At 61.8% G+C, this 20,939-nt stretch carries 21 protein-coding genes; 6 read left to right on the top strand and 15 right to left on the bottom strand.

Going from position 1 to position 20,939, the window contains the following annotated elements:
- Positions 1-390 precede the first annotated feature (390 nt).
- On the top strand, positions 391-1,221 hold the full coding sequence (locus ACCD02_RS20470; RefSeq protein ID WP_413305732.1) for a substrate-binding periplasmic protein: 831 nt from the start codon (positions 391-393) through the stop codon (positions 1,219-1,221).
- A 74-nt stretch (positions 1,222-1,295) separates the two neighbouring features.
- Here the strand turns inward: ACCD02_RS20470 and ACCD02_RS20465 are convergent, their stop codons facing one another.
- The gene (locus ACCD02_RS20465; protein ID WP_413305729.1) at positions 1,296-1,463 is read right to left on the bottom strand and encodes a DUF2897 family protein; all 168 of its coding nucleotides are present in this window, start codon (positions 1,461-1,463) and stop codon (positions 1,296-1,298) included.
- An 89-nt stretch (positions 1,464-1,552) separates the two neighbouring features.
- Complete coding sequence (gene eat / locus ACCD02_RS20460) at positions 1,553-2,917, bottom strand: ethanolamine permease (RefSeq protein WP_413305727.1); 1,365 nt, start codon at positions 2,915-2,917, stop codon at positions 1,553-1,555.
- 423 nt (positions 2,918-3,340) lie between these two features.
- On the opposite strand from eat, the gene pyrF reads away from it, so the two are divergent.
- Positions 3,341-4,039: an orotidine-5'-phosphate decarboxylase gene (gene pyrF, locus ACCD02_RS20455; protein ID WP_413305724.1), complete on the top strand. Its 699-nt coding sequence runs from the start codon at positions 3,341-3,343 to the stop codon at positions 4,037-4,039.
- Between the two features lie 116 nt (positions 4,040-4,155).
- Here the strand turns inward: pyrF and ACCD02_RS20450 are convergent, their stop codons facing one another.
- From ACCD02_RS20450 to ACCD02_RS20420, 7 genes are all read right to left on the bottom strand, one after another.
- Complete coding sequence (locus tag ACCD02_RS20450) at positions 4,156-4,533, bottom strand: Na+/H+ antiporter subunit G (protein ID WP_413305721.1); 378 nt, start codon at positions 4,531-4,533, stop codon at positions 4,156-4,158.
- Complete coding sequence (locus ACCD02_RS20445) at positions 4,530-4,808, bottom strand: K+/H+ antiporter subunit F (RefSeq protein ID WP_413305719.1); 279 nt, start codon at positions 4,806-4,808, stop codon at positions 4,530-4,532. The genes ACCD02_RS20450 and ACCD02_RS20445 overlap by 4 nt, the downstream gene beginning before the upstream one ends.
- Positions 4,805-5,293 (bottom strand): Na+/H+ antiporter subunit E, encoded by a 489-nt coding sequence (locus tag ACCD02_RS20440; protein WP_413305716.1) that lies wholly within the window; start codon positions 5,291-5,293, stop codon positions 4,805-4,807. Before ACCD02_RS20440 ends, ACCD02_RS20445 begins: the two co-directional genes overlap by 4 nt.
- Positions 5,290-6,966: a monovalent cation/H+ antiporter subunit D gene (locus ACCD02_RS20435; RefSeq protein ID WP_413305714.1), complete on the bottom strand. Its 1,677-nt coding sequence runs from the start codon at positions 6,964-6,966 to the stop codon at positions 5,290-5,292. Before ACCD02_RS20435 ends, ACCD02_RS20440 begins: the two co-directional genes overlap by 4 nt.
- Positions 6,963-7,307, bottom strand: a complete 345-nt coding sequence (locus tag ACCD02_RS20430; protein ID WP_259101785.1) for a Na+/H+ antiporter subunit C — start codon at positions 7,305-7,307, stop codon at positions 6,963-6,965. The genes ACCD02_RS20435 and ACCD02_RS20430 overlap by 4 nt, the downstream gene beginning before the upstream one ends.
- A gap of 97 nt (positions 7,308-7,404) precedes the next feature.
- A complete protein-coding gene (locus ACCD02_RS20425) occupies positions 7,405-10,368 on the bottom strand; it encodes a monovalent cation/H+ antiporter subunit A (RefSeq protein WP_413305711.1) in 2,964 nt (987 codons plus the stop codon).
- A 140-nt stretch (positions 10,369-10,508) separates the two neighbouring features.
- On the bottom strand, positions 10,509-11,441 hold the full coding sequence (locus ACCD02_RS20420) for a DMT family transporter (RefSeq protein WP_413305709.1): 933 nt from the start codon (positions 11,439-11,441) through the stop codon (positions 10,509-10,511).
- A gap of 92 nt (positions 11,442-11,533) precedes the next feature.
- Here ACCD02_RS20420 and ACCD02_RS20415 point away from each other — a divergent pair, with 92 nt between their 5' ends.
- Complete coding sequence (locus ACCD02_RS20415) at positions 11,534-12,097, top strand: helix-turn-helix domain-containing protein (protein WP_413305707.1); 564 nt, start codon at positions 11,534-11,536, stop codon at positions 12,095-12,097.
- 106 nt (positions 12,098-12,203) lie between these two features.
- On the top strand, positions 12,204-13,628 hold the full coding sequence (locus ACCD02_RS20410; protein ID WP_413305704.1) for an FAD/NAD(P)-binding protein: 1,425 nt from the start codon (positions 12,204-12,206) through the stop codon (positions 13,626-13,628).
- A gap of 147 nt (positions 13,629-13,775) precedes the next feature.
- Here ACCD02_RS20410 and soxR read toward each other — a convergent pair whose 3' ends face one another.
- On the bottom strand, positions 13,776-14,231 hold the full coding sequence (gene soxR, locus ACCD02_RS20405) for a redox-sensitive transcriptional activator SoxR (protein ID WP_413305702.1): 456 nt from the start codon (positions 14,229-14,231) through the stop codon (positions 13,776-13,778).
- A 123-nt stretch (positions 14,232-14,354) separates the two neighbouring features.
- Between soxR and ACCD02_RS20400 the strand changes: the two genes are divergently transcribed.
- Positions 14,355-14,690 carry an antibiotic biosynthesis monooxygenase gene (locus tag ACCD02_RS20400; RefSeq protein WP_413305699.1) on the top strand — a complete coding sequence of 112 codons (336 nt, stop codon included), beginning with the start codon at positions 14,355-14,357 and terminating at the stop codon, positions 14,688-14,690.
- A gap of 130 nt (positions 14,691-14,820) precedes the next feature.
- Here ACCD02_RS20400 and ACCD02_RS20395 read toward each other — a convergent pair whose 3' ends face one another.
- Both ACCD02_RS20395 and ssuD read right to left on the bottom strand, forming a co-directional pair.
- On the bottom strand, positions 14,821-15,921 hold the full coding sequence (locus ACCD02_RS20395) for a sigma-54 interaction domain-containing protein (protein WP_413305696.1): 1,101 nt from the start codon (positions 15,919-15,921) through the stop codon (positions 14,821-14,823).
- 21 nt (positions 15,922-15,942) lie between these two features.
- Positions 15,943-17,079: an FMNH2-dependent alkanesulfonate monooxygenase gene (gene ssuD / locus ACCD02_RS20390; RefSeq protein ID WP_413305693.1), complete on the bottom strand. Its 1,137-nt coding sequence runs from the start codon at positions 17,077-17,079 to the stop codon at positions 15,943-15,945.
- A gap of 205 nt (positions 17,080-17,284) precedes the next feature.
- Here ssuD and ttdR point away from each other — a divergent pair, with 205 nt between their 5' ends.
- Complete coding sequence (ttdR, locus tag ACCD02_RS20385; protein WP_413305690.1) at positions 17,285-18,199, top strand: L-tartrate utilization transcriptional activator TtdR; 915 nt, start codon at positions 17,285-17,287, stop codon at positions 18,197-18,199.
- Positions 18,200-18,292: 93 nt separating this feature from the next.
- Here ttdR and leuD read toward each other — a convergent pair whose 3' ends face one another.
- The 3 genes from leuD to ACCD02_RS20370 form a co-directional block, all read right to left on the bottom strand.
- Positions 18,293-18,907 (bottom strand): 3-isopropylmalate dehydratase small subunit, encoded by a 615-nt coding sequence (gene leuD / locus ACCD02_RS20380; RefSeq protein WP_413305687.1) that lies wholly within the window; start codon positions 18,905-18,907, stop codon positions 18,293-18,295.
- Positions 18,904-20,331 carry a 3-isopropylmalate dehydratase large subunit gene (gene leuC / locus ACCD02_RS20375; RefSeq protein WP_413305684.1) on the bottom strand — a complete coding sequence of 476 codons (1,428 nt, stop codon included), beginning with the start codon at positions 20,329-20,331 and terminating at the stop codon, positions 18,904-18,906. Before leuC ends, leuD begins: the two co-directional genes overlap by 4 nt.
- 164 nt (positions 20,332-20,495) lie before the next feature.
- On the bottom strand, positions 20,496-20,867 hold the full coding sequence (locus ACCD02_RS20370; RefSeq protein ID WP_413305681.1) for a VOC family protein: 372 nt from the start codon (positions 20,865-20,867) through the stop codon (positions 20,496-20,498).
- Positions 20,868-20,939 lie beyond the last annotated feature (72 nt).

Below are 20,939 nucleotides of genomic sequence, written 5' to 3'. Positions count from 1 at the left end.
TCAAGCTCCTCTTTTCGCGTTTCAGTGCAGCGTAGACACTTAAAGCCCTGTCTGCCCGGTGCGCTGATGCAGCGTCGGGGTTCTGCGCAATACCATCTGGACCAGCTTCAGGCGGCCAAGTGCCCGCACAGGTTCATCCTTGTTTCGCGCTGCGCATGATCTGTTCGTGTGATGAATATTTCCCACATTTTTTTTTCGCGCAATTGACGTCCTGATTTCATGATGCATGCCTTCTGATCCCGGCCCTGTTGGGCGAAAGGGCTTTATGCCAGTATCGAAGCTAAACGATGCCTCATAAAAGCCTCGCAAAGCTCTGATTTGCCAGTTGTCTAATCGCCAGAAACCTCCTAGCTTAGCCAGTATCCCTAATCCACGGAGGTTGCAGTCTTGATGTTTTTGCCGGTACGGACTGCTTTCCAGGGCTTGTTGTTGGCTGCCGTGACGCTGCTGGCTTGGCCGGTTGGCGCCCAGCAGATTGTGCGCATTGGCGCCGCGCATTTCCCCCCTTACACGATTCGCCCGGAAAAGGGCGCCGACACCGGTCTGTTGCCGGAGCTGGTCGAGGCCCTGAATGCCGCCCAGAGCGATTTCAAATTCGTTCTGGTGCCAACTTCGATTCCGCGACGCTTCCGCGATTTCGAGCAGGGTCGAACGGACATGGCCATCTTCGAGAATCCCGAATGGGGTTGGCAGGACATCCCTCATGTCGCCGTGGATATGGGCCTGGAGGATGCCGAGATCTTTGTCGCCAGCAAGGCACCGGGGCGCGACCAGAGCTATTTCAACGACTTGAAGGGCAAGCGGCTGGCGCTGTTTGCCGGGTATCACTACGCCTTTGCCCAGTTCAATCCGGACCCCAAGTACCTGACTGATCACTTCAACGTCAGCCTGACCTATTCCCACGACAGCAATCTGTTGATGATTCTGCGCGGGCGGGCGGATATCGCCCTGGTGACGCGTTCCTACCTCAGCGATTTCATGGCGCGCAATCGTGATGAGGCTCGCCAGTTGATGCCTTCGGAGCGCGTCGATCAGGTCTACCGTCATTACGCGTTGCTGAGCCCGCATGCCCCCGTGACCGGGCCGCAGTTCGCTGACTTGCTCAAGAAGTTGCGTGATAACGGTCAGATGCTGAAGATCTTTCAGCCGTTTCGCATCGCGGTAACGCCGCTGGCCTCGAATCGGGCAGTGGCGGGGAATGGGGGCGTCAGTAAGCTTTGATTGGAGATTGTCGTGAGACCGGCTATAGCCGGCCCCACAGACTTTTCCAGATGATCGCGTTGTGTCTGATCGGCTTAACGATCCCGTGCGTCCTGCGCATCCGCTTGCGCGTTACGCTCATGGACGCGCTTGAGTTGTTCTTCGGTGAGAGGCAGCTTCTTCGCCGAGTCCCTGAGCATCATCAGGCCGCCGACGATCGAGCCGATTGCAATCAACAATATTAACCAGGCATACCAGGGCATAGGGTTCTCCTTCTTGTGATACCGGTTTGAGCCTGTGCTGCGCTCAATGGTTCAAGTCTAGGCTTCCCATGCCCTTTTGTACGAATCCCCTACAGCCCGGTGAGCATGGCATCGCTCGGAGCTGCCGCGCGCGAATGTGCGGTCAGGCTGAAGTAGATGAAGCCCGCCACCATGAAACCTAGGAAGATCAGGCCGATCAGCACGTTGAACCAGGCCATGGCGATCAGGCAGACCACCGCCAGGACCAGGGCGATACCGGGCACGATCGGGTAGCCGGGGGCGCGGAAGGTGCGCTCCAGGTTGGGCTCGGTCTTGCGCAGCTTGAACAGGCTGAGCATGCTCATGATGTACATGACGATGGCGCCGAATACCGCCATGGTGATCATGGCAGCGGTCAGGGTCAGGCCGCCGAGGTTGATCAGGCCGTCGCTGTAGACTGCGGCGATGCCGATGATGCCGCCGGCAATAATGGCCCGGTGCGGGGTCTGGAAGCGCGACAGCCTGGCCAGGGACGCAGGCAGATAACCGGCGCGGGCGAGGGCGAAGAACTGCCGCGAGTAACCGAGGATGATGCCGTGGAAGCTGGCGACCAGGCCGAAGAGGCCGATCCACACCAGCATGTGCAGCCAGCCGGAGCTTTCGCCGACCACGGTTTTCATGGCCTGGGGCAGCGGGTCGTTGATATTGGACAGCGTACGCCAGTCCCCTACGCCACCGGCGAAGACCATCACGCCCAGGGCCAGCAGCACCAGGGTGATGATGCCGCTGATATAGGCCTTGGGAATGGTGCGTTTGGGATCTTTCGCTTCTTCGGCTGCCATGGCCGCGCCTTCGATAGCCAGGAAGAACCAGATGGCGAAGGGGATCGCTGCGAACATCCCGGCAATCGCCGGGGCGCTGAAGGTATCGGAACCGGCCCAGCCGTTGAGGGCGAAGTTGCTGAAGCTGAAGGCTGGTGCCACCACGCCCATGAATACCAGCAATTCCAGCACGGCAAGGATGCACACCACCAGTTCAAAGGTCGCTGCCAGCTGCACGCCGAGGATATTCAGTACCATGAACACGATATAGGCGCCCACCGCCGCATGCCGTGGGTCCAGGGCCGGGAACTGCACGTTGAGATAGGCGCCGATGGCCAGGGCGATGGCGGGCGGGGCGAAGACGAACTCGATCAGCGTCGCCAGCCCGGCGATCAGCCCGCCTTTTTCGCCGAAAGCGCGACGGCTGTAGGCAAACGGGCCGCCCGCATGGGGAATGGCGGTGGTCAGCTCGGTAAAGCTGAAGATGAAACAGGTGTACATCGCCGCGACCATCAGCGACGTCAGCAGGAAGCCGAGGGTCCCGGCCACACCCCAGCCATAACTCCAGCCAAAGTATTCGCCGGAAATCACCAGGCCGACGGCGATCCCCCACAAATGCAGAGTGCCCAACGTGGGTTTCAGTTGTGTGCTCATGATCGTGCTCCCTAGTGTTTGAGACATCAGGGGGCCGATTGCATCGGTCATGCCAGCGGCAGGCGGATGTGTCGCAATGTTTCAAAAGTCGTCGCAAGCAGAACGGTTCTCGTTAACGAGACGTCAATACGACTGCGATTGGTGCGGGCCATGCCCGGCACCGGTGCGTTTTTAACGGGGGAACCTCAAACAGGGCTGCGGGAAAGAACTGTGGGAGCGAATTCATTCGCGAAAGCGGTATTTCAGATTATAGAAATGAATGAGTTTGACGGGCCAATTCGCGAATGAATTCGCTCCCACTAAAAATCTCATTCCGATTCAGACATGGTAGATAAGCGAATACCTGCCATCCTGAACGGTTACCGATCATTGCCAGCTTCAGCTACAATGCGCGCCGATTTCGACTTGCCTGAGACCCCGCCCATGTCCGTCTGCCAGACTCCTATCATCGTCGCCCTGGATTTCCCTACCCGTGACGCCGCGTTGCAGCTGGCCGACCAGCTCGATCCACGGCTGTGCCGGGTCAAGGTCGGCAAGGAGCTGTTCACCAGCAGCGCGTCGGGCATTGTCGAGACCTTGTGCGACAAGGGGTTCGAAGTGTTCCTGGACCTGAAATTCCACGATATCCCCAACACCACGGCCATGGCGGTGAAGGCGGCGGCGGAAATGGGCGTATGGATGGTCAACGTGCATTGCTCCGGCGGCCTGCGCATGATGGCGGCCTGCCGTGACGTACTGGATCAGCGTAGTGGCGCCAAGCCTCTGCTGATCGGTGTGACCGTGTTGACCAGTATGGAACGTGAAGACCTGGCGGGCATCGGTCTGGATATCGAGCCGCAAGAGCAGGTCCTGCGTCTGGCAGCCCTGGCGGAAAAGGCCGGTATGGATGGTCTGGTCTGCTCGGCCCTGGAAGCCCGGGTGCTGAAGGCGGCGCACCCGTCGCTGCAACTGGTCACCCCCGGCATTCGCCCGGCGGGCAGTGCCCAGGACGATCAGCGCCGCATCCTGACCCCGCGTCAGGCGCTTGATGCCGGCTCCGATTACCTGGTGATCGGCCGTCCGATCAGTCAGGCGGCCGATCCGGCCAAGGCCCTGGCGGCTGTTGTTGCCGAGCTGGCCTGATCCGCCCGGCTGAATTAGTCCGGCGATCTCCTGTAGGAGCTGCCGAAGGCTGCGAATGGATCTACCCGATACATCGCTTTCGCAGCCTTCGGCAGCTCCTACAGTAAAGAATCGCGTCAACCCCCCGCTGAATCCCCATTCCCCCCATGACTGCTGATCTCCGGCGGCACGTCCTCCCCGGACATGCGCTTGCGGAACAGTGCAGTGCGCGCCAGCAGCAGGGTGGTTACCGGCAGGGTGATGGCCAGCAGGATCGGGATCAGCCAGGCATGCAGCACTGGCGCCGACTTGAGTTCCGAGAAGAACACGATCGAGGCCAGGGCCACGCACCAGGCGCCAAGGGTTGATGCCAGGGCCGGTGGGTGCATGCGCTGGAAGAAGTCCGGCAGGCGCAGCAGGCCCACCGCCCCGGTGAGGGCGAACAGGCTACTGGCCAGGACCAGCAGCGCGGTGACGATCTGCACCCACAGAGGTAGTGTTTCCAGGGCCGTCATTCGATCACCTCGCCGCGCAGTAGAAACTTGGCCAGGGCGAACGAGCCGACAAAGCCGAACAGGGCAATCAGCAGCGCCGCCTCGAAATAGGTGTCACTGGCATAGCGAATGCCCAGCACCAGCATCATCAGCATGGCGACGATATACAGATAATCGAGTGCCAGGACCCGGTCCTGCGCCGAAGGTCCCTTGAACAGGCGGATCAGGGTCAGGACCATCGCCAGGGCAAAGATGAACAGGCTCAGCAGGATGGCGTTTTCGAGCAGGTCAGTCATTGAAAGATCTCCAGCAACGGGCGCTCATAGGTGGTCTTGAAGTGCGCGATGAAGGCCGCTTCGTCGTCCAGATCGAAGACATGCATCAACAGCACGCTGCGATCCAGCGCCAGTTCAGTCCAGACCGTACCGGGCACTACGGTGCAGATCATCGACAGGGCGGCCAGGCCGTTGGCGTCGCGCAAGTCCAGAGGCACCTTGACGAAGGCCGAGCGCGGTGGCTTGTGTCCGGCCGACCATACTTGCCAGAACACCTGCAGGTTGGATACCACGACATCCCGGCCCACCAGCAAAAACAGCCGCACAATGATCGTGGGCTTGCCGATCCGCACCGGTAACGGCCGCAGTGGCGCCATCAGCAATGGGGCAAGCACGCCGAACAGAATCGCCAGGAGCCAGTTGCCCAGGCTCATGGACAGGTTCAGCAGCAGCCACAACAGGATCAGCGCCACACTCAGCCAAGGCGCGGGAAACAGGCGCTTCATGGCTGCTGCTCCTGTGCTGTCGAAGGGTTGGGGACCGGGCGCGCGGCCATGACCGAAAAAATGTACTGCTGCGGATCATGTAATGCATTGGCCGTGTCCCGGGTGTAGTGCAGCAGCGGCTCGGCCTTGAAGGTCAGGGCGATGCACAGGCCGAGCAGGATCACTACGGGCAGGCATTCGTAGGTGCGCAGGATCGGTGATGGTCGCTCGCTCGGTTTCCAGAAGCGCTGGATGCCGATGCGCGAGAAAGCCAGGAGGGACGCCAGGCCAGAGAAGATCAGCAGGCCGATCAACGCCCAACTGGTGCCGCGCACCGGTTCATCCTGAGCCACATCCAGGCCCAGGGGGTTGAGCAGGGCGCTGAGCAGACTCAGCTTGCCGATGAATCCCGACAGCGGCGGCATGCCGATGATCAACAGGGCGCAGGCGATAAAGCTCAGGCCAAGGAACGCCATGGTGCGGGGGATGACCTTGCCGACCACGACCTTCTGCTCGTCATCGAGGTTGCTCCCCACTGGCGGATGTAGCGATTCAAGGTTGCGTGGCAGCAGGTCAGGGTCGTCGTCCAGGGCGATCTCGTTGGCCGAGCGCGAGCGTTCGATCAGCTCGGCCAGAAGGAACATGGCGCTCAGGGCCAGGGTCGAGCTGACAAGGTAGAACAAGGCCCCGGCAGTCAGGCTCGGCTGGGCGAAACCGATGGCGGCGACCAGAATCCCGGCCGAGACCAGAATACTCAGGCTGGCCATGCGCTCCAGGCGTTGGGCGGCAATGATCGATACCGCAGCGACAAACAGCGTGACCAGGCCCGCGTAGATCAGCCAGTTGCCGCCAAACAGCGCCGAGGCTCCGGCCTGGGCCGAGAACAACAGGGTCCACAGGCGCAGCACGGTGTAGATACCGACCTTGGTCATGATCGCGAACAGCGCCGCAACCGGTGCACTGGCCGCCGAATAGGCCGGGACCAGCCAGAAGTTCAGCGGCCATATTCCGGCCTTGGCCAGAAAGGCTACGGCGAGGATCGCCGCGCCGGCATGCAGCAGGCCCAGGTCGGCCTCGGGAACCTGAGGGATCTTCAGGGCCAGATCGGCCAGGTTGAGGGTGCCGGTCACGCCATAGATCAGTGCCGCGCCGATCAGGAACAGTGACGAAGCCAGCAGGTTAATGGCGATGTAATGCAGGCCCGCCGATACGCGCGCACGGCCGGAACCGTGCAGCATCAGGCCGTAGGAGGCTGCCAGCAATACCTCGAAGAACACGAACAGGTTGAACAGGTCAGCGGTGAGGAAGGCGCCATACAGGCCCATCAACTGGATCTGGAACAGTGCGTGGAAGCTCGCCCCCGCGCCGTGCCAGCGCGCCAGGGCGAACAGCAGGGCGCAGAAGGCGATGATCCCGGTGAGTACCAGCATCAGCGCCGACAGGTGATCCACCACCAGGACGATGCCATAGGGCGCCTGCCAGTTGCCGGGCAGATAGACCCCAAATGAGCCGCTGCTGCCGGTCTGCTGCACCCAGCAGAACAGCACCACGGCAATCAGCAGGCCGAGCAGGGTCGAGGCCAGGTTCAGCCAGCCCTTGAGTGTGCGGTGTTTTTCGCCGAGCCAGAGCATGATCGCGGCTGTCAGGGGCGGCAGCAGAATCGGTGCGATGATCAGCGAATCGATACCCGTCATTGGCGCGGCTCCTTGCCGTCGACATGGTCGGTGCCGGTAAGCCCACGGGACGCCAGCAGCAGGACCAGGAACAGTGCGGTCATGGCGAAGCTGATGACAATGGCGGTGAGGACCAGGGCCTGGGGCAGCGGGTCGGTGTAGTGCAACAGGTTCTGCGGCACGCCGTCCTTGATGATCGGCTCGCGGCCGATAAACAGGCTGCCCATGCTGAAGATGAACAGGTTCACGCTGTAGGACAGCAGGCACAGGCCCATCACCACCTGAAAGGTCCTCGGCCGCAGGATCAGCCAGACCCCGGACGCGGCCAGGGCACCGATGGCGATTGCGATGACTTCTTCCATTAGAGATCCCTCACTTTCTGGCTGAGCTTTACCGCTGTTGGAGCGAGGCTTGCCCGCGAAATCAACGACGCGATCTTTCTGTTACTCCGGGTAAGTTTCATTCGCGGGCAAGCCTCGCTCCAACGGCAGATCCGGACGTTCCGGGTTCATCTGGCCTGGCCGCAATCGGCTTGGGCAGCGCAGTCGGGCGATGGCTGCGCACCGACTGGTGAGCCAGAGCGGTAAGGATCAACAGGGTCGAGCCGACCACCACGGCATACACGCCGATATCAAAAAACAACGCGCTGGCCACGTGAATCTCACCCAGCAGCGGCAGGGTCAGATGCGCGGTATGGGTGGTCAGGAAGGGGTAACCCATCAACATCGCGCCAATACCGGTAAACAGGGCGAACAGCAGCCCCGTCCCCATCCAGCGCAGCGGCCGCAGGCTCATTTTCGCTTCGACCCACTGGGTTCCGGCAACCATGTATTGCAGGATGAACGCCACCGACATGACCAGACCGGCGACGAAACCGCCGCCCGGTTGGTTATGTCCGCGCATGAACAGGTACATCGACACCACCAGGGCAATAGGCAGCAGCAGGCGTACCAGTACGGCCGGGACCATCATGAAGCCCAGGGCGGTATCGCTGGCGCTGCGCGGATTGACCAGGTCGGTGACCACATCCTTGGCCAGCAGGCGTTGCTGGGCGGGCAGGGCGATGCTCTCGCGGGGCGGACGGAAGCGGCGCAGCAGGGCGAATACGGTCAGGGCCACGGCTGCCAATACGGTAACTTCACCAAAGGTATCGAAACCGCGGAAGTCCACCAGCATCACATTGACCACGTTGCTGCCGCCGCCTTCGGGCAGGGCGCGGCTCAGGTAGAACGAAGAGATGATATTAGGCGTGGCCCGGGTCAGCATGGCGTAGGACAACAGCGCCATGCCGCCGCCGACCAGGGCCGACAGCGCCAGGTCGCGGACTCGGCGGGTGCGGGCGTTGAGGCGGCTGCTGATCGTTGGCGCCACCTCTTCGTTACGGCGCGGCAGCCAGCGCAGGCCAAGCAGGATCAGCACCGTGGTGACCACTTCCACCACCAGTTGAGTCAGGGCCAGGTCCGGAGCGGAGAACCAGACGAAGGTCACGCAGGTCATCAGGCCGCAGACCCCGACCATGATCAAGGCAGCGAGGCGGTGATATTTACCTTGCCAGGCCGCACCGAGGGCGCAGGCAATCGCAATCAGCCACAGACAGACGAACACCCCGGAACCGGGGATTTTCGGACGTTCGCCCCAGGTCAGGCCGCTGAAGTACATGGGAATGAAACCGGCAATGAGCGCGGCAAACACCATCATGAACAGCTGCGGTTGCAGGCGGCGCGTAGTGATCAGGCGTTCAAAACGCCGGGCAAGGCGCGTCATGATGACCAGACTGCGCTCGAACAGGCGCTTGCCGTTAAGCCGCGAAACCAGTGGCGGCCCGGCAAAGCGTTCGCGTTTCATGGGCCTGCGCAGCAACAGGAACAACAAAATGCCGCCGCCCATGGCGATCAGGCTCATGATCATCGGCGCGTTCCAGCCGTGCCAGATGGCCAGGCTGTACTCGGGCAGAGTGCCGCCGACCACCGGTTGCGCGGCAGTGGCCAGCAGCGGACCCACCGCTTGCGCCGGGAAAATGCCGACAATCAGACAGACCAACACCAACAGCTCAACCGGCGCACGCATCCAGCGCGGCGGTTCGTGGGGCGTATGGGGCAGGTTGCTCGGCTTGAGGCCGAAAAATACGTCCACGGTAAAGCGCAGGGAGTAGGCGACGCTGAAGGTCCCGGCCACGGTGGCAATGATCGGCAGGGCTATTTCGACCCAGGCGGTGGCCGAGATGAATACGGTCTCGGCGAAGAACATTTCCTTGGACAGGAAGCCGTTAAGCAGCGGCACCCCGGCCATGGAGGCACTGGCGACCATGGCCAGGGTCGCGGTGTAGGGCATCAGACGGATCAGACCGCTGAGACGGCGGATATCCCGGGTGCCGCTTTCGTGGTCGATGATCCCGGCCGCCATGAACAGCGAGGCCTTGAATGTCGCATGGTTGAGAATATGAAACACCGCAGCGACGGCGGCCAGCGGGCTGTTCAGGCCCAGCAGCAGGGTGATCAGGCCCAGGTGGCTGATGGTCGAGTAGGCGAGCAGGCCCTTGAGGTCATTCTGGAAGATCGCCGAATAGGCCCCGATCAGCAAAGTACAGGCGCCAGCCCCGCCGACGATCCAGAACCATTGTTCGCTGCCGGACAGCACCGGCCAGAAGCGCGCCAGCAGGAACACCCCGGCCTTGACCATGGTTGCCGAGTGCAGATAGGCAGACACCGGTGTGGGCGCGGCCATGGCATGGGGCAGCCAGAACTGGAAAGGGAACTGCGCGCTTTTGCTCAGGGCGCCGATCAGGATCAGGCTCAGCAACAGGGGATAGAGGGCGTGATTGCGAATCGCGTCGCCAGAGGCCAGCACCCGATCCAGATCGTAACTGCCGACCACGTGGCCCAGCAGCATCACCCCGACCAGCAGCGCCAGGCCGCCCGCGCCGGTGACCATCAACGCCATGTAGGCGCCGCGACGGGCATCGGAGCGATGGTGCCAGTAGCCGATCAGCAGGAAGGAGAAAACGCTGGTCAGTTCCCAGAAGAACACGATCTGGATCAGGTTGCCGGACAGTACGAGGCCGAGCATCGCGCCCATGAACGCGAGGAAAAAGGCGAAGAAGCGCGGCACGGGATCGTCGGGCGACATGTAGTAGCGGGCGTACAGTGAGACCAGAGTGCCGATGCCCAGTACCAGCATGGAGAACAGCCAGGCAAAGCCATCCAGGCGCAGGACGAAATTCAGGCCCAGGCTTGGCAGCCAGAAGAACTCTTCACGGATGACCCCGCCATGGGCGATTTGCGGATACCACAAGGCCATCTGAATGGTCCCGGCCAGGGCTATCACGCCTGCCAGGATGGATTCAGAGTTGCGTGCATTGTGTGGCAAAAGGGCTGCCAGACAGCTGCCAATAAATGGCAAAAGCAGTAGAACTATCAGGGACATAGGCTTCTAGTCTGCGGGGAAATGGCAAGAATCATACGTGCCATGGCGTAGATAGCCCAATGCCGTGGCTCGGATATTTCCTACAAAAAGTGTCAGGGGCAGACCAGTACTCTACACAACAATGCCTAAACGCCAGTTGCTCAATCCGTTTCGCCGGTGGCCTTGAGCGGATCTTCTTCTGCCTCGATCACCTTGCTGCGGCCTTTCATTTCACTGACGATGACCCCGGCGACGATCAGTGCCGCGCCCAGCAGGGCGATGCCTGGCAGGCGTTCACCGGCCAGGCGCCCGACAATCCCGGCCCACACCGGCTCACCGGCGTAGATGACCGTGGCGCGGGTCGGCGAAACGGTTTTCTGTGCCCAGTTCATGGCCACCTGAATCACTGCACTCATGGCCCCCAGGCCGATGGCGATAAACAACAATTGCCCGGAAAAGTCCGGCAGCCGCTCGCCGGTAGGGCCGACCATGAGGAAGGCCAGCACCGATGCGGTGGCCAGTTGCACCACGGTGACCCGGCGCACATCGACCTTGCCCGCATAGGCTCCGATCAGGATGATTTCGGCTGCAATGGCCACGGCGCTGACCACGGTGGCGATCTCCCCGGAACTGAACTGCAACGACGCACCGTTGGGTCCGGACAAGAGCATCAGCCCGATAAACGCCAGGGCAATGCCGATGCTCGGCATCAGGCCGGGGCGCCGCCCCAGCACCAGCCATTGCAACAGCGGCACGAAAGGCACATACAAGGCGGTGATAAACGCCGACTGGCTGCTGGGTATGGTTTGCAGGCCCACGGTCTGCAGGCCGTAGCCCAGCATGATGGCGGCGCCGATGGCGACGCCGGCCTTGAACTCGGCCAGGGTCAGGTCACCCAGGGTCTTCATGGAAAACAGCCCGACGAATAACGCTGCCGCCGCAAAACGCAGGCCGACGAAGAACATCGGGCCGCTGATGGTCATGGCATGTTGCACCAGCAGAAAGGTGCCACCCCAGAGGACAGTGATAAAGATCAGCACGGCTTCTGCTTTACTGATCCGGGGCACGAAGGCGTTGGTTTTTACGGTGTTCATCGGCTTGGGCCTTGCATAGGACAGTACGAGCGACGCAGAATGCGCCAAAAAGTGGGCAGTATACTGCGCAAACTATCCTGATGAGCAATATAGTGCACAAAGAAAATTCGCAACGCGCCCCGGTCCTGCAGCATGTCAGCCTCAATGTGCGTCGCCTGCGCAATGCCGCCGATCTCAGTCAGACCGCTCTGGCGGAAAAATCCGGGGTCAGCCGCCGCATGCTGGTGGCCATCGAGGCCGGAGAAACCAACGTCAGCCTGGCGACCCTCGACCGTGTGGCCGAGGCGCTGGAAGTGGCTTTCAGTGACCTGATTCAGGCTCCGGAAGCGAGCGATCACAGTCGTATCAACGAAGTGGCCTGGGCGGGTATCTCGCCGGGGAGCAAGGCGGTCCTGCTTTCCAAAGCCGTGGCGCGGCGGGAAGTGGAAATGTGGGAGTTTTCCCTGGAGCCGGGGGAGGCCTACAGCTCCGAAGCCGACCCCGATGGCTGGAGCGAGCAGATCTATGTGTTCACCGGTTGCCTGCATATCGAGCTGGCCGAGCAGATCCGTCAGGTTGGCGCGGGCGAGTTCTTCATGTTCCCCAGCAATCAGCCCCATGCCTTTCGCAATAACGGCCAGGTCGTCGTGCGCTTTGTGCGTAATATCGTGCTGTAAGCCTCATGCCAAAAAGATAGAGGCTTAGTACTTTCAGAGAGTTGCTGAACTACATTGATGACTTCAGGATTGCTGCCCTGATCGTCGCCCGGGAAAGGCCCTGTTAATGACTTTGAATGACGCTTCGTCCGCGCTTGTTGATGTCCTTATTGTCGGTGGAGGCCTGAGCGGCACGCTGCTGGCCGTGCAATTGCTGCGTCTCCCCGGTCGGCGGCGTATCGTGATTGTCGAGTCGCGCAGCGAGCTGGGCCGGGGCGAGGCCTATAGCGCCACCGAACTGGGCCATACCCTCAACGGCAATGCCGCGCGCATGAGCGTCGATCCCGACAACGCCGATGACCTGAGCCAATGGCTGGGTGAGTTCATCGCCGCCGGTGGCTGGCCCGAGTCGGACGAACAACACCTGCCGGTGGCAGAACTGTTTCCGCCGCGGGGTATCTTCGGCCTGTACGCGCAACAGCGTCTGGCCGAAGCTCAGGTAGTCGGTGCACAGTACGGTTCCACCGTGGAGCATGTGCGCGGTGAAGTGGTGGACCTCGAGACCCACGCCGGTCGTGTCGATATGCGTCTGGCCGATGGCAGCGCGCTGCAGGGCAAGGTCGCGGTGCTGGCTACCGGCATGTACGCCGCCGCGCGTACGCCGCAACGCCAGTCCAGCGGGCTGAATGCCGCCTCTGTCGACCCTTGGGACGTCGCTGCCATGCGCCGCCTTGACCCCGAGGCGCGGGTGCTGATCATCGGCTCCGGGCTGACCATGGTCGATGCCGTGGTGTCGTTGCAACAGGCCGGGCACCGTGGGTCGATCAATGTCTATTCCCGTCATGGCCTGCTGCCTCATGTCCGTCGTCAACCGCCAGCCTGGAGCGATTTCCTCGGCCAGGACCTGAGCATCCGCAGCACCCGGCAGCTGCTGCGCAAGGTTCGCGAGCAGTGCGAGCTGGCTATCGAAAGCGGCATCGACTGGCAGGCACCCCTGGACACCGTGCGCGTCCATATCGGCCGTCTGTGGAGCCAGGCCACGGATGTGCAGCGTCGGCAGTTCGTGCGCCATGTGCGGCCCTGGTGGGAAAGCCATCACCATCGTTCGCCGCCGACCAGCGCCGTGGTTCTGGCCCGGCAGGTCGAGCAGGGCCGCCTGACCATCGAGGCGGCCTCGTTGCAGGGCGTGGAAACCTTGCCCTCCGGGCAATTGCAGATCCGCCTGCGTTATCGCGGCGACGCGCAATTGAGCACAGTAGTGGGGGATGCCCTGATCAACTCCAGTGGTATCGAATACGACTGGCGCCGGGTGGACCGGCCATTGCCCCGGCAATTGCTGGTCAGAGGTTTGATCCAGCCCGGCCCCTTGGCGTTGGGAATTGCCGCCGATGCGGGCGGTGCCGTGCTCGATGCCCAAGGCCAGGCCGCCTCGCGGCTGTTTGCCCTGGGCCCGCCTTTGCGCGGTATGTGGTGGGAGAGTACGGCGGTGACCGATGTCGCCAGCCAGGCCAAGGCCCTGGCGGCGCGGTTGGTCGGGCAAGCCTTGCTGTAGGGCGCGATGTGGGACCGGCTTGAGCCGGGAAGACGCAGGCAGGAGCGATGAATTTTGCCGCCTGCTATCGTTTTCCCGGCTCAAGCCGGTCCCACAAAAAGCCATCCTGATTCCAACAAGTTGGCGCCTGCCCTTTAAGGGCGCGCCTCACTCCAGTAACTGCGGCCCCGCGCCCTGTTTGCCCAGTTCGTCGCCCCAGTTGCGCAACGGGCAGGCGTCCATGGACAGGCAGCCGCAACCGATACATCCAGTGAGTTGGTCGCGCAGGGCGCTCAGGCGGGCGATGCGGTCATCCAGTTCGGTTTTCCATTGCGCCGACAGTTTGTTCCAGTCCGCTGCCGTCGGGGTACGGCCCTGGGGCAGGGTCTGCAGTGCGGCATGAATCGACGCCAGCGGAATACCGAGTTTCTGCGCCACTTTGATCAGGGCCACACGGCGCAACATGTCCCGAGCATAGCGGCGTTGATTGCCGGCATTGCGTTGGCTGCTGATCAGGCCCTTGCTTTCGTAAAAGTGCAGTGCGGTGACTGCCACACCGCTGCGGGCGGCCAATTGGCCGACCGTCAGTTCGCGGCTGACAGGCGCCGAATCGGTGCTATTCATAGACGTCGTTCCCAATACATAACAATTGGATCAAGGAAAAGACGCTTGACCTCTAGTTAACTAGAGGTTTTACCCTCCGTGCCGCCGCATTGCAATGCCCGTCAACTATCAGAGGAAAACGTCATGACGATATCCGCCAGTCATCGTCCCTTCAACCAACTGGTCGAGTTTGCCGTCGCTCCGCACCATCAGGCCGATCTGGTCGCCGCCCTGATCGATCAGGCCGAACGCTTCACCTGCACCTATCCAGGGTTTCTCGGTGCCACTGTGCAAGCCAGTGAAGACGGCTGCCGCGTGCTCAACTACGTGCAATGGCAGGACCGCCAGGCGTGTCTGGATGCGGTCGCTAACGCAGAGCAGGGTGAGCAGGACATGCACGGCCTGATCCGTCGCTATCGGGCGACGTCGGTGACCTTTGGCGGGTTTGAGGTGATGGGGCGAATCGAACCGAACCGTTAGTTGGGTTTGGGCGAGTTCTGTGGGAGCGAATTCATTCGCGAAGAGGCCAGTATATCCGATGTATTTTCATCGATTGGAACACCGCTTTCGCGAATGAATTCGCTCCCACAATCATCTCCCGGATCGAACCTTACACCGACAGTTGCAAAGCCCGATCACCCTGCAGATGCTCGCCAGGACGGCGTTTGTTCACCGTCAACTCACCGATCCTGATCAGGTGGCTGCGGATGATATTGCGGCTCAGGCCCAGCAGGTTGGCGGTGTGTACCTGATTGCCGTGGCTGAAGCGGTAGGCGGCGCGTAGCAGGCTGTCCTCCACTTTCTCGTGAAGAGCGCCGGCCTGCTCCTCGAACAGGCGCTCGAAGGCTCGCGCCAGCAAGGTGTCGGCGCTGTCGTCGCTGGCAGAGGGCTGTTCCGTTCGATCCAGGCGCAAGTGGGACAGATGCAGGTCGTCGGGGCGGATCAGCTTGTCCCGGCAAACCAGCAGGGTGTGGTGGATCACGTTCTCCAGCTCACGGATATTGCCTGGCCAGCTATAGCCCTTGAGCCGGGCTTCGGCCTCGACGCTCAGTGCGACCGTGCCGTAACCCAGGCGCTGGCTATAGCGCTCGATGAAATGACGGGCCAGGGGCAGAATATCGCCGGGTCGCTCGCGCAGCGGGGCCAGGGGCAGGGTGACCACGCTCAGGCGGTAATACAGGTCCTCGCGAAAATGCCCGGCATTTATCGCTTGTTCCAGTTGCACATTGGTCGCCGCCAGTACCCGCACATTGATGGCGATGCTTTTGCGTGAGCCCAACCGCACCACTTCACGCTCCTGCAATACGCGCAGCAGCTTGACCTGGGTGGCCATGGGCAGGTCGCCGATCTCGTCGAGAAACAACGTGCCGCCATTGGCCGCCTCGAACCAGCCGGCCTTGGTCTGGGTGGCGCCGGTAAAGGCGCCTTTTTCATGACCGAACAACTCGGCTTCGACCAGGGTCTGGGCAAAGGCGCCGCAATTCACCGCCACGAACGGCTGGTCACGACGTTCACTCAGGGCATGGATATGCCGGGCCATCAGCTCCTTGCCAGTGCCGGTTTCGCCGATGATCAACACACTGGCTTCGCTCGGCGCCACACGCTGGACGTGGGCGAGCAAGGTTTGTGAGCGCGGATCTTCGAAAACCTGAGCCGTGGCCCTGATCGACGTCGCCAGGGCGGGCGAAGGGGCGAGGGTCAATAGCGACATGAGCGTTTCCCTTTCAGCGGATCACTTCTGTGGCGGCAGGTCGTTGGCGATCATCTCGCCGAATGGCCCGGTCAGGTTGGTGATGCCTCGTCCGGCCAGGCTGGCGTAGGGTTCGGGCAGCAGCGGGAAGACCAGTTCGGCGAAGCGGTAGGCCTCTTCCAGATGCGGGTAGCCGGAGAAGATAAAACTCTCGATGCCCAGGTCCGCGTATTCCTTGATGCGCGCGGCGACTTCTTCAGGATTGCCCACCAGTGCCGTGCCCGCGCCGCCGCGTACCAGACCGACGCCGGCCCACAGGTTCGGGGCAATTTCCAGATTGTCGCGGCGGCCATCGTGCAATGCGGCCATGCGTCGCTGGCCTTCGGAATCGAAGCGCGAGAAGGACTTCTGCGCGGCAGCGATGGTTTCGTCGCTGATGTGCTCGATCAGGGTGTTGGCGGCCTTCCAGGCTTCTTCGCTGGTTTCGCGCACGATCACATGCAGGCGGATGCCGAACTTCACCGTCCGGCCCTTGCGTGCCGCACGTTCGCGCACGTCGGCGAGCTTCTGTGCCACGGCAGCTGGCGGTTCACCCCAGGTCAGATAGACATCCACCTGATCGGCGGCCAGCTCGTGGGCAGCTTCGGACGAACCGCCGAAATACAGCGGCGGGTAGGGTTGCTGGATCGGTGGATAAAGCGCCTTGGCATTCTGCACTTGCAGGTGTTTACCTTCGAAGTCCACGGCTTCGCCTTGCAGCACCCGACGCCAGATCTGCAGGAATTCGTCGGTGACTTCGTAGCGCTCGCTATGGTCGAGGAAGATGCCATCGCCACGGTTCTCGTCGGGGTCGCCGCCGGTCACCACGTTGATCAGCAGGCGCCCGCCGGACAGTCGATCCAGGGTCGCGGCCATGCGTGCCGATACGGTCGGGGAGATGATGCCGGGACGGATCGCCACCAGGTATTTCAGGCGTTCGGTCAGGGGTACCAGGGCCGAGGCGATCACCCAGGAGTCCTCGCAGGAGCGGCCGGTGGGGATCAGCACGCCGTAATAGCCAAGGTCATCGGCAGCCTGCGCCACTTGCTTGAGGTAGTTCAGGGTCACCGGGCGGGCGCCTTTGCTGGTGCCGAGGAAGTGGCCATCGCCGTGAGTGGGGAGAAACCAGAAAACGTTCATCGCTGATCCTTTGGGCTGTCCAAGTCGTGTTGCTGGAGCAACAGTTTTAAATCCTGGGTCCCGTTATAAAGACTTCGATTTATTCCGTAAAAGAACCTTAATCCATATTTTTAGATCAATAGTGAATATATCCGGCGTGAAGGCTGACTTGGCCAAGTGCTATCCTGCGTCACCGGTTTAGCCCTTCCAACAAGAAAGAAACTGCATGAGTTCCAAGAAAGAAGCTGCGCCCTTGCCCGAGGATTTGCGGGTATTTCTCACGGTGATCCGCAAGGCCGGGTTCGCTGCGGCAGCTGACGAACTGGGCTTGTCGCCAGCCTATGTCAGCAAGCGCATCCAGATTCTGGAAAGCACCCTGAGCACGCGCCTGCTGCACCGCACCAGTCGCCGCGTGGCGCTCACCGAAGACGGCGAGCGGGTACAACGCTGGGCGGTCCGCATTCTCGAAGATTTCCAGTTGCTCCATGATGAACTCAGCGAAGCCCACGACGCCCCCCGTGGTCGTTTGCACCTGTGCAGCTCATTCGGCTTCGGCCGCAATCATGTGGCGCCTGCCGTATCGAAACTGGCGGAGCTGTATCCGGATCTGGAAATTCGCCTCGACCTGTTTGACCGCGTGGTGGATATCGTCAATGAAGGGTTCGATCTGGAAATTCGCGTCGGCGATGACATTCCCGGCCAGCATATCGGGCGGCAACTGGTGAGCAACCGCCGGATTCTTTGCGCGGCACCGGACTACCTGCAACGTCGCGGTACGCCTCAGACCCTGGCGGAGCTGGAACAGCACGACTGTCTGGTACTCAAGGAACGCGACAACGCCTTCGGTATCTGGCAGATGGAATGTGGCGATCAGCACGACAGCGTGCGGGTGCGCGGGCCGTTGTCATCCAACAGTGGTGAGATCGTCCTGCAATGGGCGTTGGACGGGCGCGGTGTGCTGCTGCGTTCGATGTGGGACGTCAAACCCCTGCTGGAGCAGGGGCGACTGGTGCAGATACTGCCGGACTACACCCAGAGCGCCAACGTCTGGGCGGTGTACCCGACGCGCCTGGCCAACTCCGGGAAGTTGCGGGTGTGTGTGGAGTTTTTGCAGGAACATTTTCGCCGGTTGTCTCTTTGATTACAGGGCTCATGTGGGACCGGCTTTAGCCGGGAAATCGCCTTCCCGGCTAAAGCCGGTCCCACAAGAGGGCATGGATCTGCGGAGCTGCGTTCAACTCAACCAGGGATTGGCCTGCAAATGCCGCTTCTCGAATTGGCGAATCTGAGCACTGCGCTGCAAGGTGCTGCCAATGGCATCCAGCCCCTGCGACAGTGCGTCCTTGCGTAACGCATCGATCTGGAACGGCAGGACGCGACCATCGTGCAGGCGGATTTGCTGGCGGGGCAGGTCGACCTCGATCTGCGCGCTTTCGGCCTCGCCCACTGTGCGTCCCAGTTCCTGAACCTGGTCCTGCTCCAGGGTGATCAGCAACACGCCGTTACGCTGGCAGTTGTCGTAGAAAATCCCGGCGAAACTGCTGCCGATCAAGGCCCGAATGCCCATCTGCTTGAGACCCCACACCGCGTGCTCGCGGCTCGAACCGCAGCCGAAGTTGGGCCCGACCACCATGAAACTTGCGCCCTGCCAGCCCGGCTGGTTGAGGATGAATTGTGGATTGGGTTCGCCTGTGGGCAGAAAACGCAGGTCGAAAAACAGTCCACGGTCCAGCCCGGCGCGGTCGATGCCCTTGAGGAACTGCTTGGGCATGATCACATCGGTGTCGATATTGGCCGCCAGCATCGGCGCGGCCTTGCCGCTGACTTGAGTGAAAGGCTGCAGGCTCATGGCTGGATGCTCTCCTGAAAGTGACGGACATCGGTCAAGTGCCCGGTAATTGCGGCCGCGGCGACCATCGCCGGGCTCATCAGGTGCGTACGTGCCCCGGCGCCCTGGCGGCCTTCAAAGTTACGGTTGGTGCTGGAGGCGCAACGATCGCCGGGGGCGAGTACGTCGTCGTTCATCGCCAGGCACATGGAGCAGCCGGACTGGCGCCATTCGAAGCCGGCATCGCGAAAGATCGTCGCCAGGCCCTCGGCTTCGGCCTGATCGCGCACTGCCGTGGAGCCGGGCACGATCATCGCCCGCACGCCACCTGCCACTCGCTTGCCACTGACAACTCGTGCAGCGTCGCGCAAGTCTTCGATCCGGGCATTGGTGCAGGAGCCGATAAAAGCGTGGCTGATGCGGATTTCACTCAGCGGCAGGCCAGCCTGCAAGCCCATGTAGTCGAGGGCGCGACGCATGTCCTGACGCAGGATCGGATCGTCGATGGCGGCCGGGTCCGGCACGCGCTCGCCGATGGCGGCGGCCTGATCCGGGCTGGTGCCCCAGGTGACCATGGGTTGCAGATCGCGGGCATCCAGATGCACTTCCTGATCAAAGTGGGCGCCGGGATCGCTGCGCAGCTCGCGCCAGACCGCCACGGCCTGTTCCCACAACTCGCCCCTGGGCGCGCGGGGTTTGTCCTTGAGGTAGGCGAAGACCTTGTCATCCGGGGCCATGAAGGCACCACGGGCACCGGCTTCTACGGCCATATTGCAGATGGTCATGCGCGCCTCGACACTCAGGGCATCGATGGTCGAACCGGTGAATTCAATGGCATAACCGGTAGCGCCGGACGCGCCGATGCGGCCGATCAGCGCCATGATCACGTCCTTGGAAGTCAGGCCGTGGCCGAGGGCGCCGTCGACGGTCACGCGCATGCTTTTCAGGCGCTTGTAGACCAGGGTCTGGGACGCCAGCAGGTGCTCGATCTCTGAAGTGCCGATGCCGAAACCAAAGGCGCCCAAAGCGCCATAAGTGGTGGTGTGGCTGTCGCCTGCGGCAATCACCATCCCCGGCAGGATAAAGCCTTGTTCCGGGGCGATCACATGTTCGATGCCCTGGCGCTTGTCCAATACATCAAACAGTTCGATGCCGAACTTCTCGCAGTTCTGCCCCAGGTACGACACCTGCAACGCGCCACCGGCGTCGGCCATGGCCGCGACCCGCAGCGGCGCCGTCGGGTTGACATGATCGACCACCGCCAGCGCCGTCTCCGGCCGCCAAACGTTGCGCCCGGCCTCGCGCAGGCCGCTGAAGGCTTGCGGACTGGTGTATTCGTTGATGACCTGGCGGTCGATATACAGCAGCACATGGCCCTGATCATCGAGCTGCGCCACGGTGTGGGAGTCGATGTGCTTGTCGTAGAGGGTTCTTGTTTTGGTCATGGCAACGCTCGCAGATAAATTCACAGGCTTGGTGAAGCATCTTAGGCGCGAGGCGCAAGCCATCAATGGCGGGACAGTGATGGCTTGGGTCATGGATCGTGTTTGATGGGCGACCACAGGTTTTGTGCTGGCTGCGCTACAACAAGCGGGCAAGAGATGAGCGCTTAGCTGTCCGAGGAAGCAAACACGCGCAAGCGGTGACCATCAGGGTCGAGGGCGACAAAGGTGTAGCCGAAATCCATCACTGTGGGGGCTTGCAGGATGGCCACATCCTTGGCTACCCAGCTGTGGTAAAGCGAATCTACCCCAGCGTTTTCGCCGATGCTGAAGGCAACCTCTCCCGCGACGCCGACCTGGGCAACACCCGGTTCTACCGTGTGTCTGGACCACAGGCCGAGCTTGAATCCCGAATCCAGGGCGAACATGGCGAAGGTCGGCGATAGCTCAATCGGCGCCTCACCCAGCAGATTGGCGTAGAAATCTGCGCTGGCCCGAGGGTTGTCGACGTACAGGATGAAGAAGTTGGGTTTGGTCATTTTGAGGCTCCTGAGGGTGGCTGGTTGCAGAGTTGTCTGCCGGTGCTGCCAATTCTAAGGATGCTGCTGCCA

It is taken from the genome of Pseudomonas sp. Pseusp88 (assembly GCF_047303955.1).
Taxonomy (GTDB): Bacteria; Pseudomonadota; Gammaproteobacteria; order Pseudomonadales; family Pseudomonadaceae; genus Aquipseudomonas.
Note: the sequence above shows the minus strand (reverse complement) of the source record. Positions and strands in the feature narration are given on the sequence as shown.

Coding starts and splice junctions, on each gene's coding strand:
- ACCD02_RS20470 (WP_413305732.1), top strand. CDS start 391: ATGTTTTTGCCGGTACGGACTGCTTTCCAGGGCTTGTTGTTGGCTGCC.
- ACCD02_RS20465 (WP_413305729.1), bottom strand. CDS start 1,463: ATGCCCTGGTATGCCTGGTTAATATTGTTGATTGCAATCGGCTCGATC.
- eat (WP_413305727.1), bottom strand. CDS start 2,917: ATGAGCACACAACTGAAACCCACGTTGGGCACTCTGCATTTGTGGGGG.
- pyrF (WP_413305724.1), top strand. CDS start 3,341: ATGTCCGTCTGCCAGACTCCTATCATCGTCGCCCTGGATTTCCCTACC.
- ACCD02_RS20450 (WP_413305721.1), bottom strand. CDS start 4,533: ATGACGGCCCTGGAAACACTACCTCTGTGGGTGCAGATCGTCACCGCG.
- ACCD02_RS20445 (WP_413305719.1), bottom strand. CDS start 4,808: ATGACTGACCTGCTCGAAAACGCCATCCTGCTGAGCCTGTTCATCTTT.
- ACCD02_RS20440 (WP_413305716.1), bottom strand. CDS start 5,293: ATGAAGCGCCTGTTTCCCGCGCCTTGGCTGAGTGTGGCGCTGATCCTG.
- ACCD02_RS20435 (WP_413305714.1), bottom strand. CDS start 6,966: ATGACGGGTATCGATTCGCTGATCATCGCACCGATTCTGCTGCCGCCC.
- ACCD02_RS20430 (WP_259101785.1), bottom strand. CDS start 7,307: ATGGAAGAAGTCATCGCAATCGCCATCGGTGCCCTGGCCGCGTCCGGG.
- ACCD02_RS20425 (WP_413305711.1), bottom strand. CDS start 10,368: ATGTCCCTGATAGTTCTACTGCTTTTGCCATTTATTGGCAGCTGTCTG.
- ACCD02_RS20420 (WP_413305709.1), bottom strand. CDS start 11,441: ATGAACACCGTAAAAACCAACGCCTTCGTGCCCCGGATCAGTAAAGCA.
- ACCD02_RS20410 (WP_413305704.1), top strand. CDS start 12,204: ATGACTTTGAATGACGCTTCGTCCGCGCTTGTTGATGTCCTTATTGTC.
- soxR (WP_413305702.1), bottom strand. CDS start 14,231: ATGAATAGCACCGATTCGGCGCCTGTCAGCCGCGAACTGACGGTCGGC.
- ACCD02_RS20400 (WP_413305699.1), top strand. CDS start 14,355: ATGACGATATCCGCCAGTCATCGTCCCTTCAACCAACTGGTCGAGTTT.
- ACCD02_RS20395 (WP_413305696.1), bottom strand. CDS start 15,921: ATGTCGCTATTGACCCTCGCCCCTTCGCCCGCCCTGGCGACGTCGATC.
- ssuD (WP_413305693.1), bottom strand. CDS start 17,079: ATGAACGTTTTCTGGTTTCTCCCCACTCACGGCGATGGCCACTTCCTC.
- ttdR (WP_413305690.1), top strand. CDS start 17,285: ATGAGTTCCAAGAAAGAAGCTGCGCCCTTGCCCGAGGATTTGCGGGTA.
- leuD (WP_413305687.1), bottom strand. CDS start 18,907: ATGAGCCTGCAGCCTTTCACTCAAGTCAGCGGCAAGGCCGCGCCGATG.
- leuC (WP_413305684.1), bottom strand. CDS start 20,331: ATGACCAAAACAAGAACCCTCTACGACAAGCACATCGACTCCCACACC.
- ACCD02_RS20370 (WP_413305681.1), bottom strand. CDS start 20,867: ATGACCAAACCCAACTTCTTCATCCTGTACGTCGACAACCCTCGGGCC.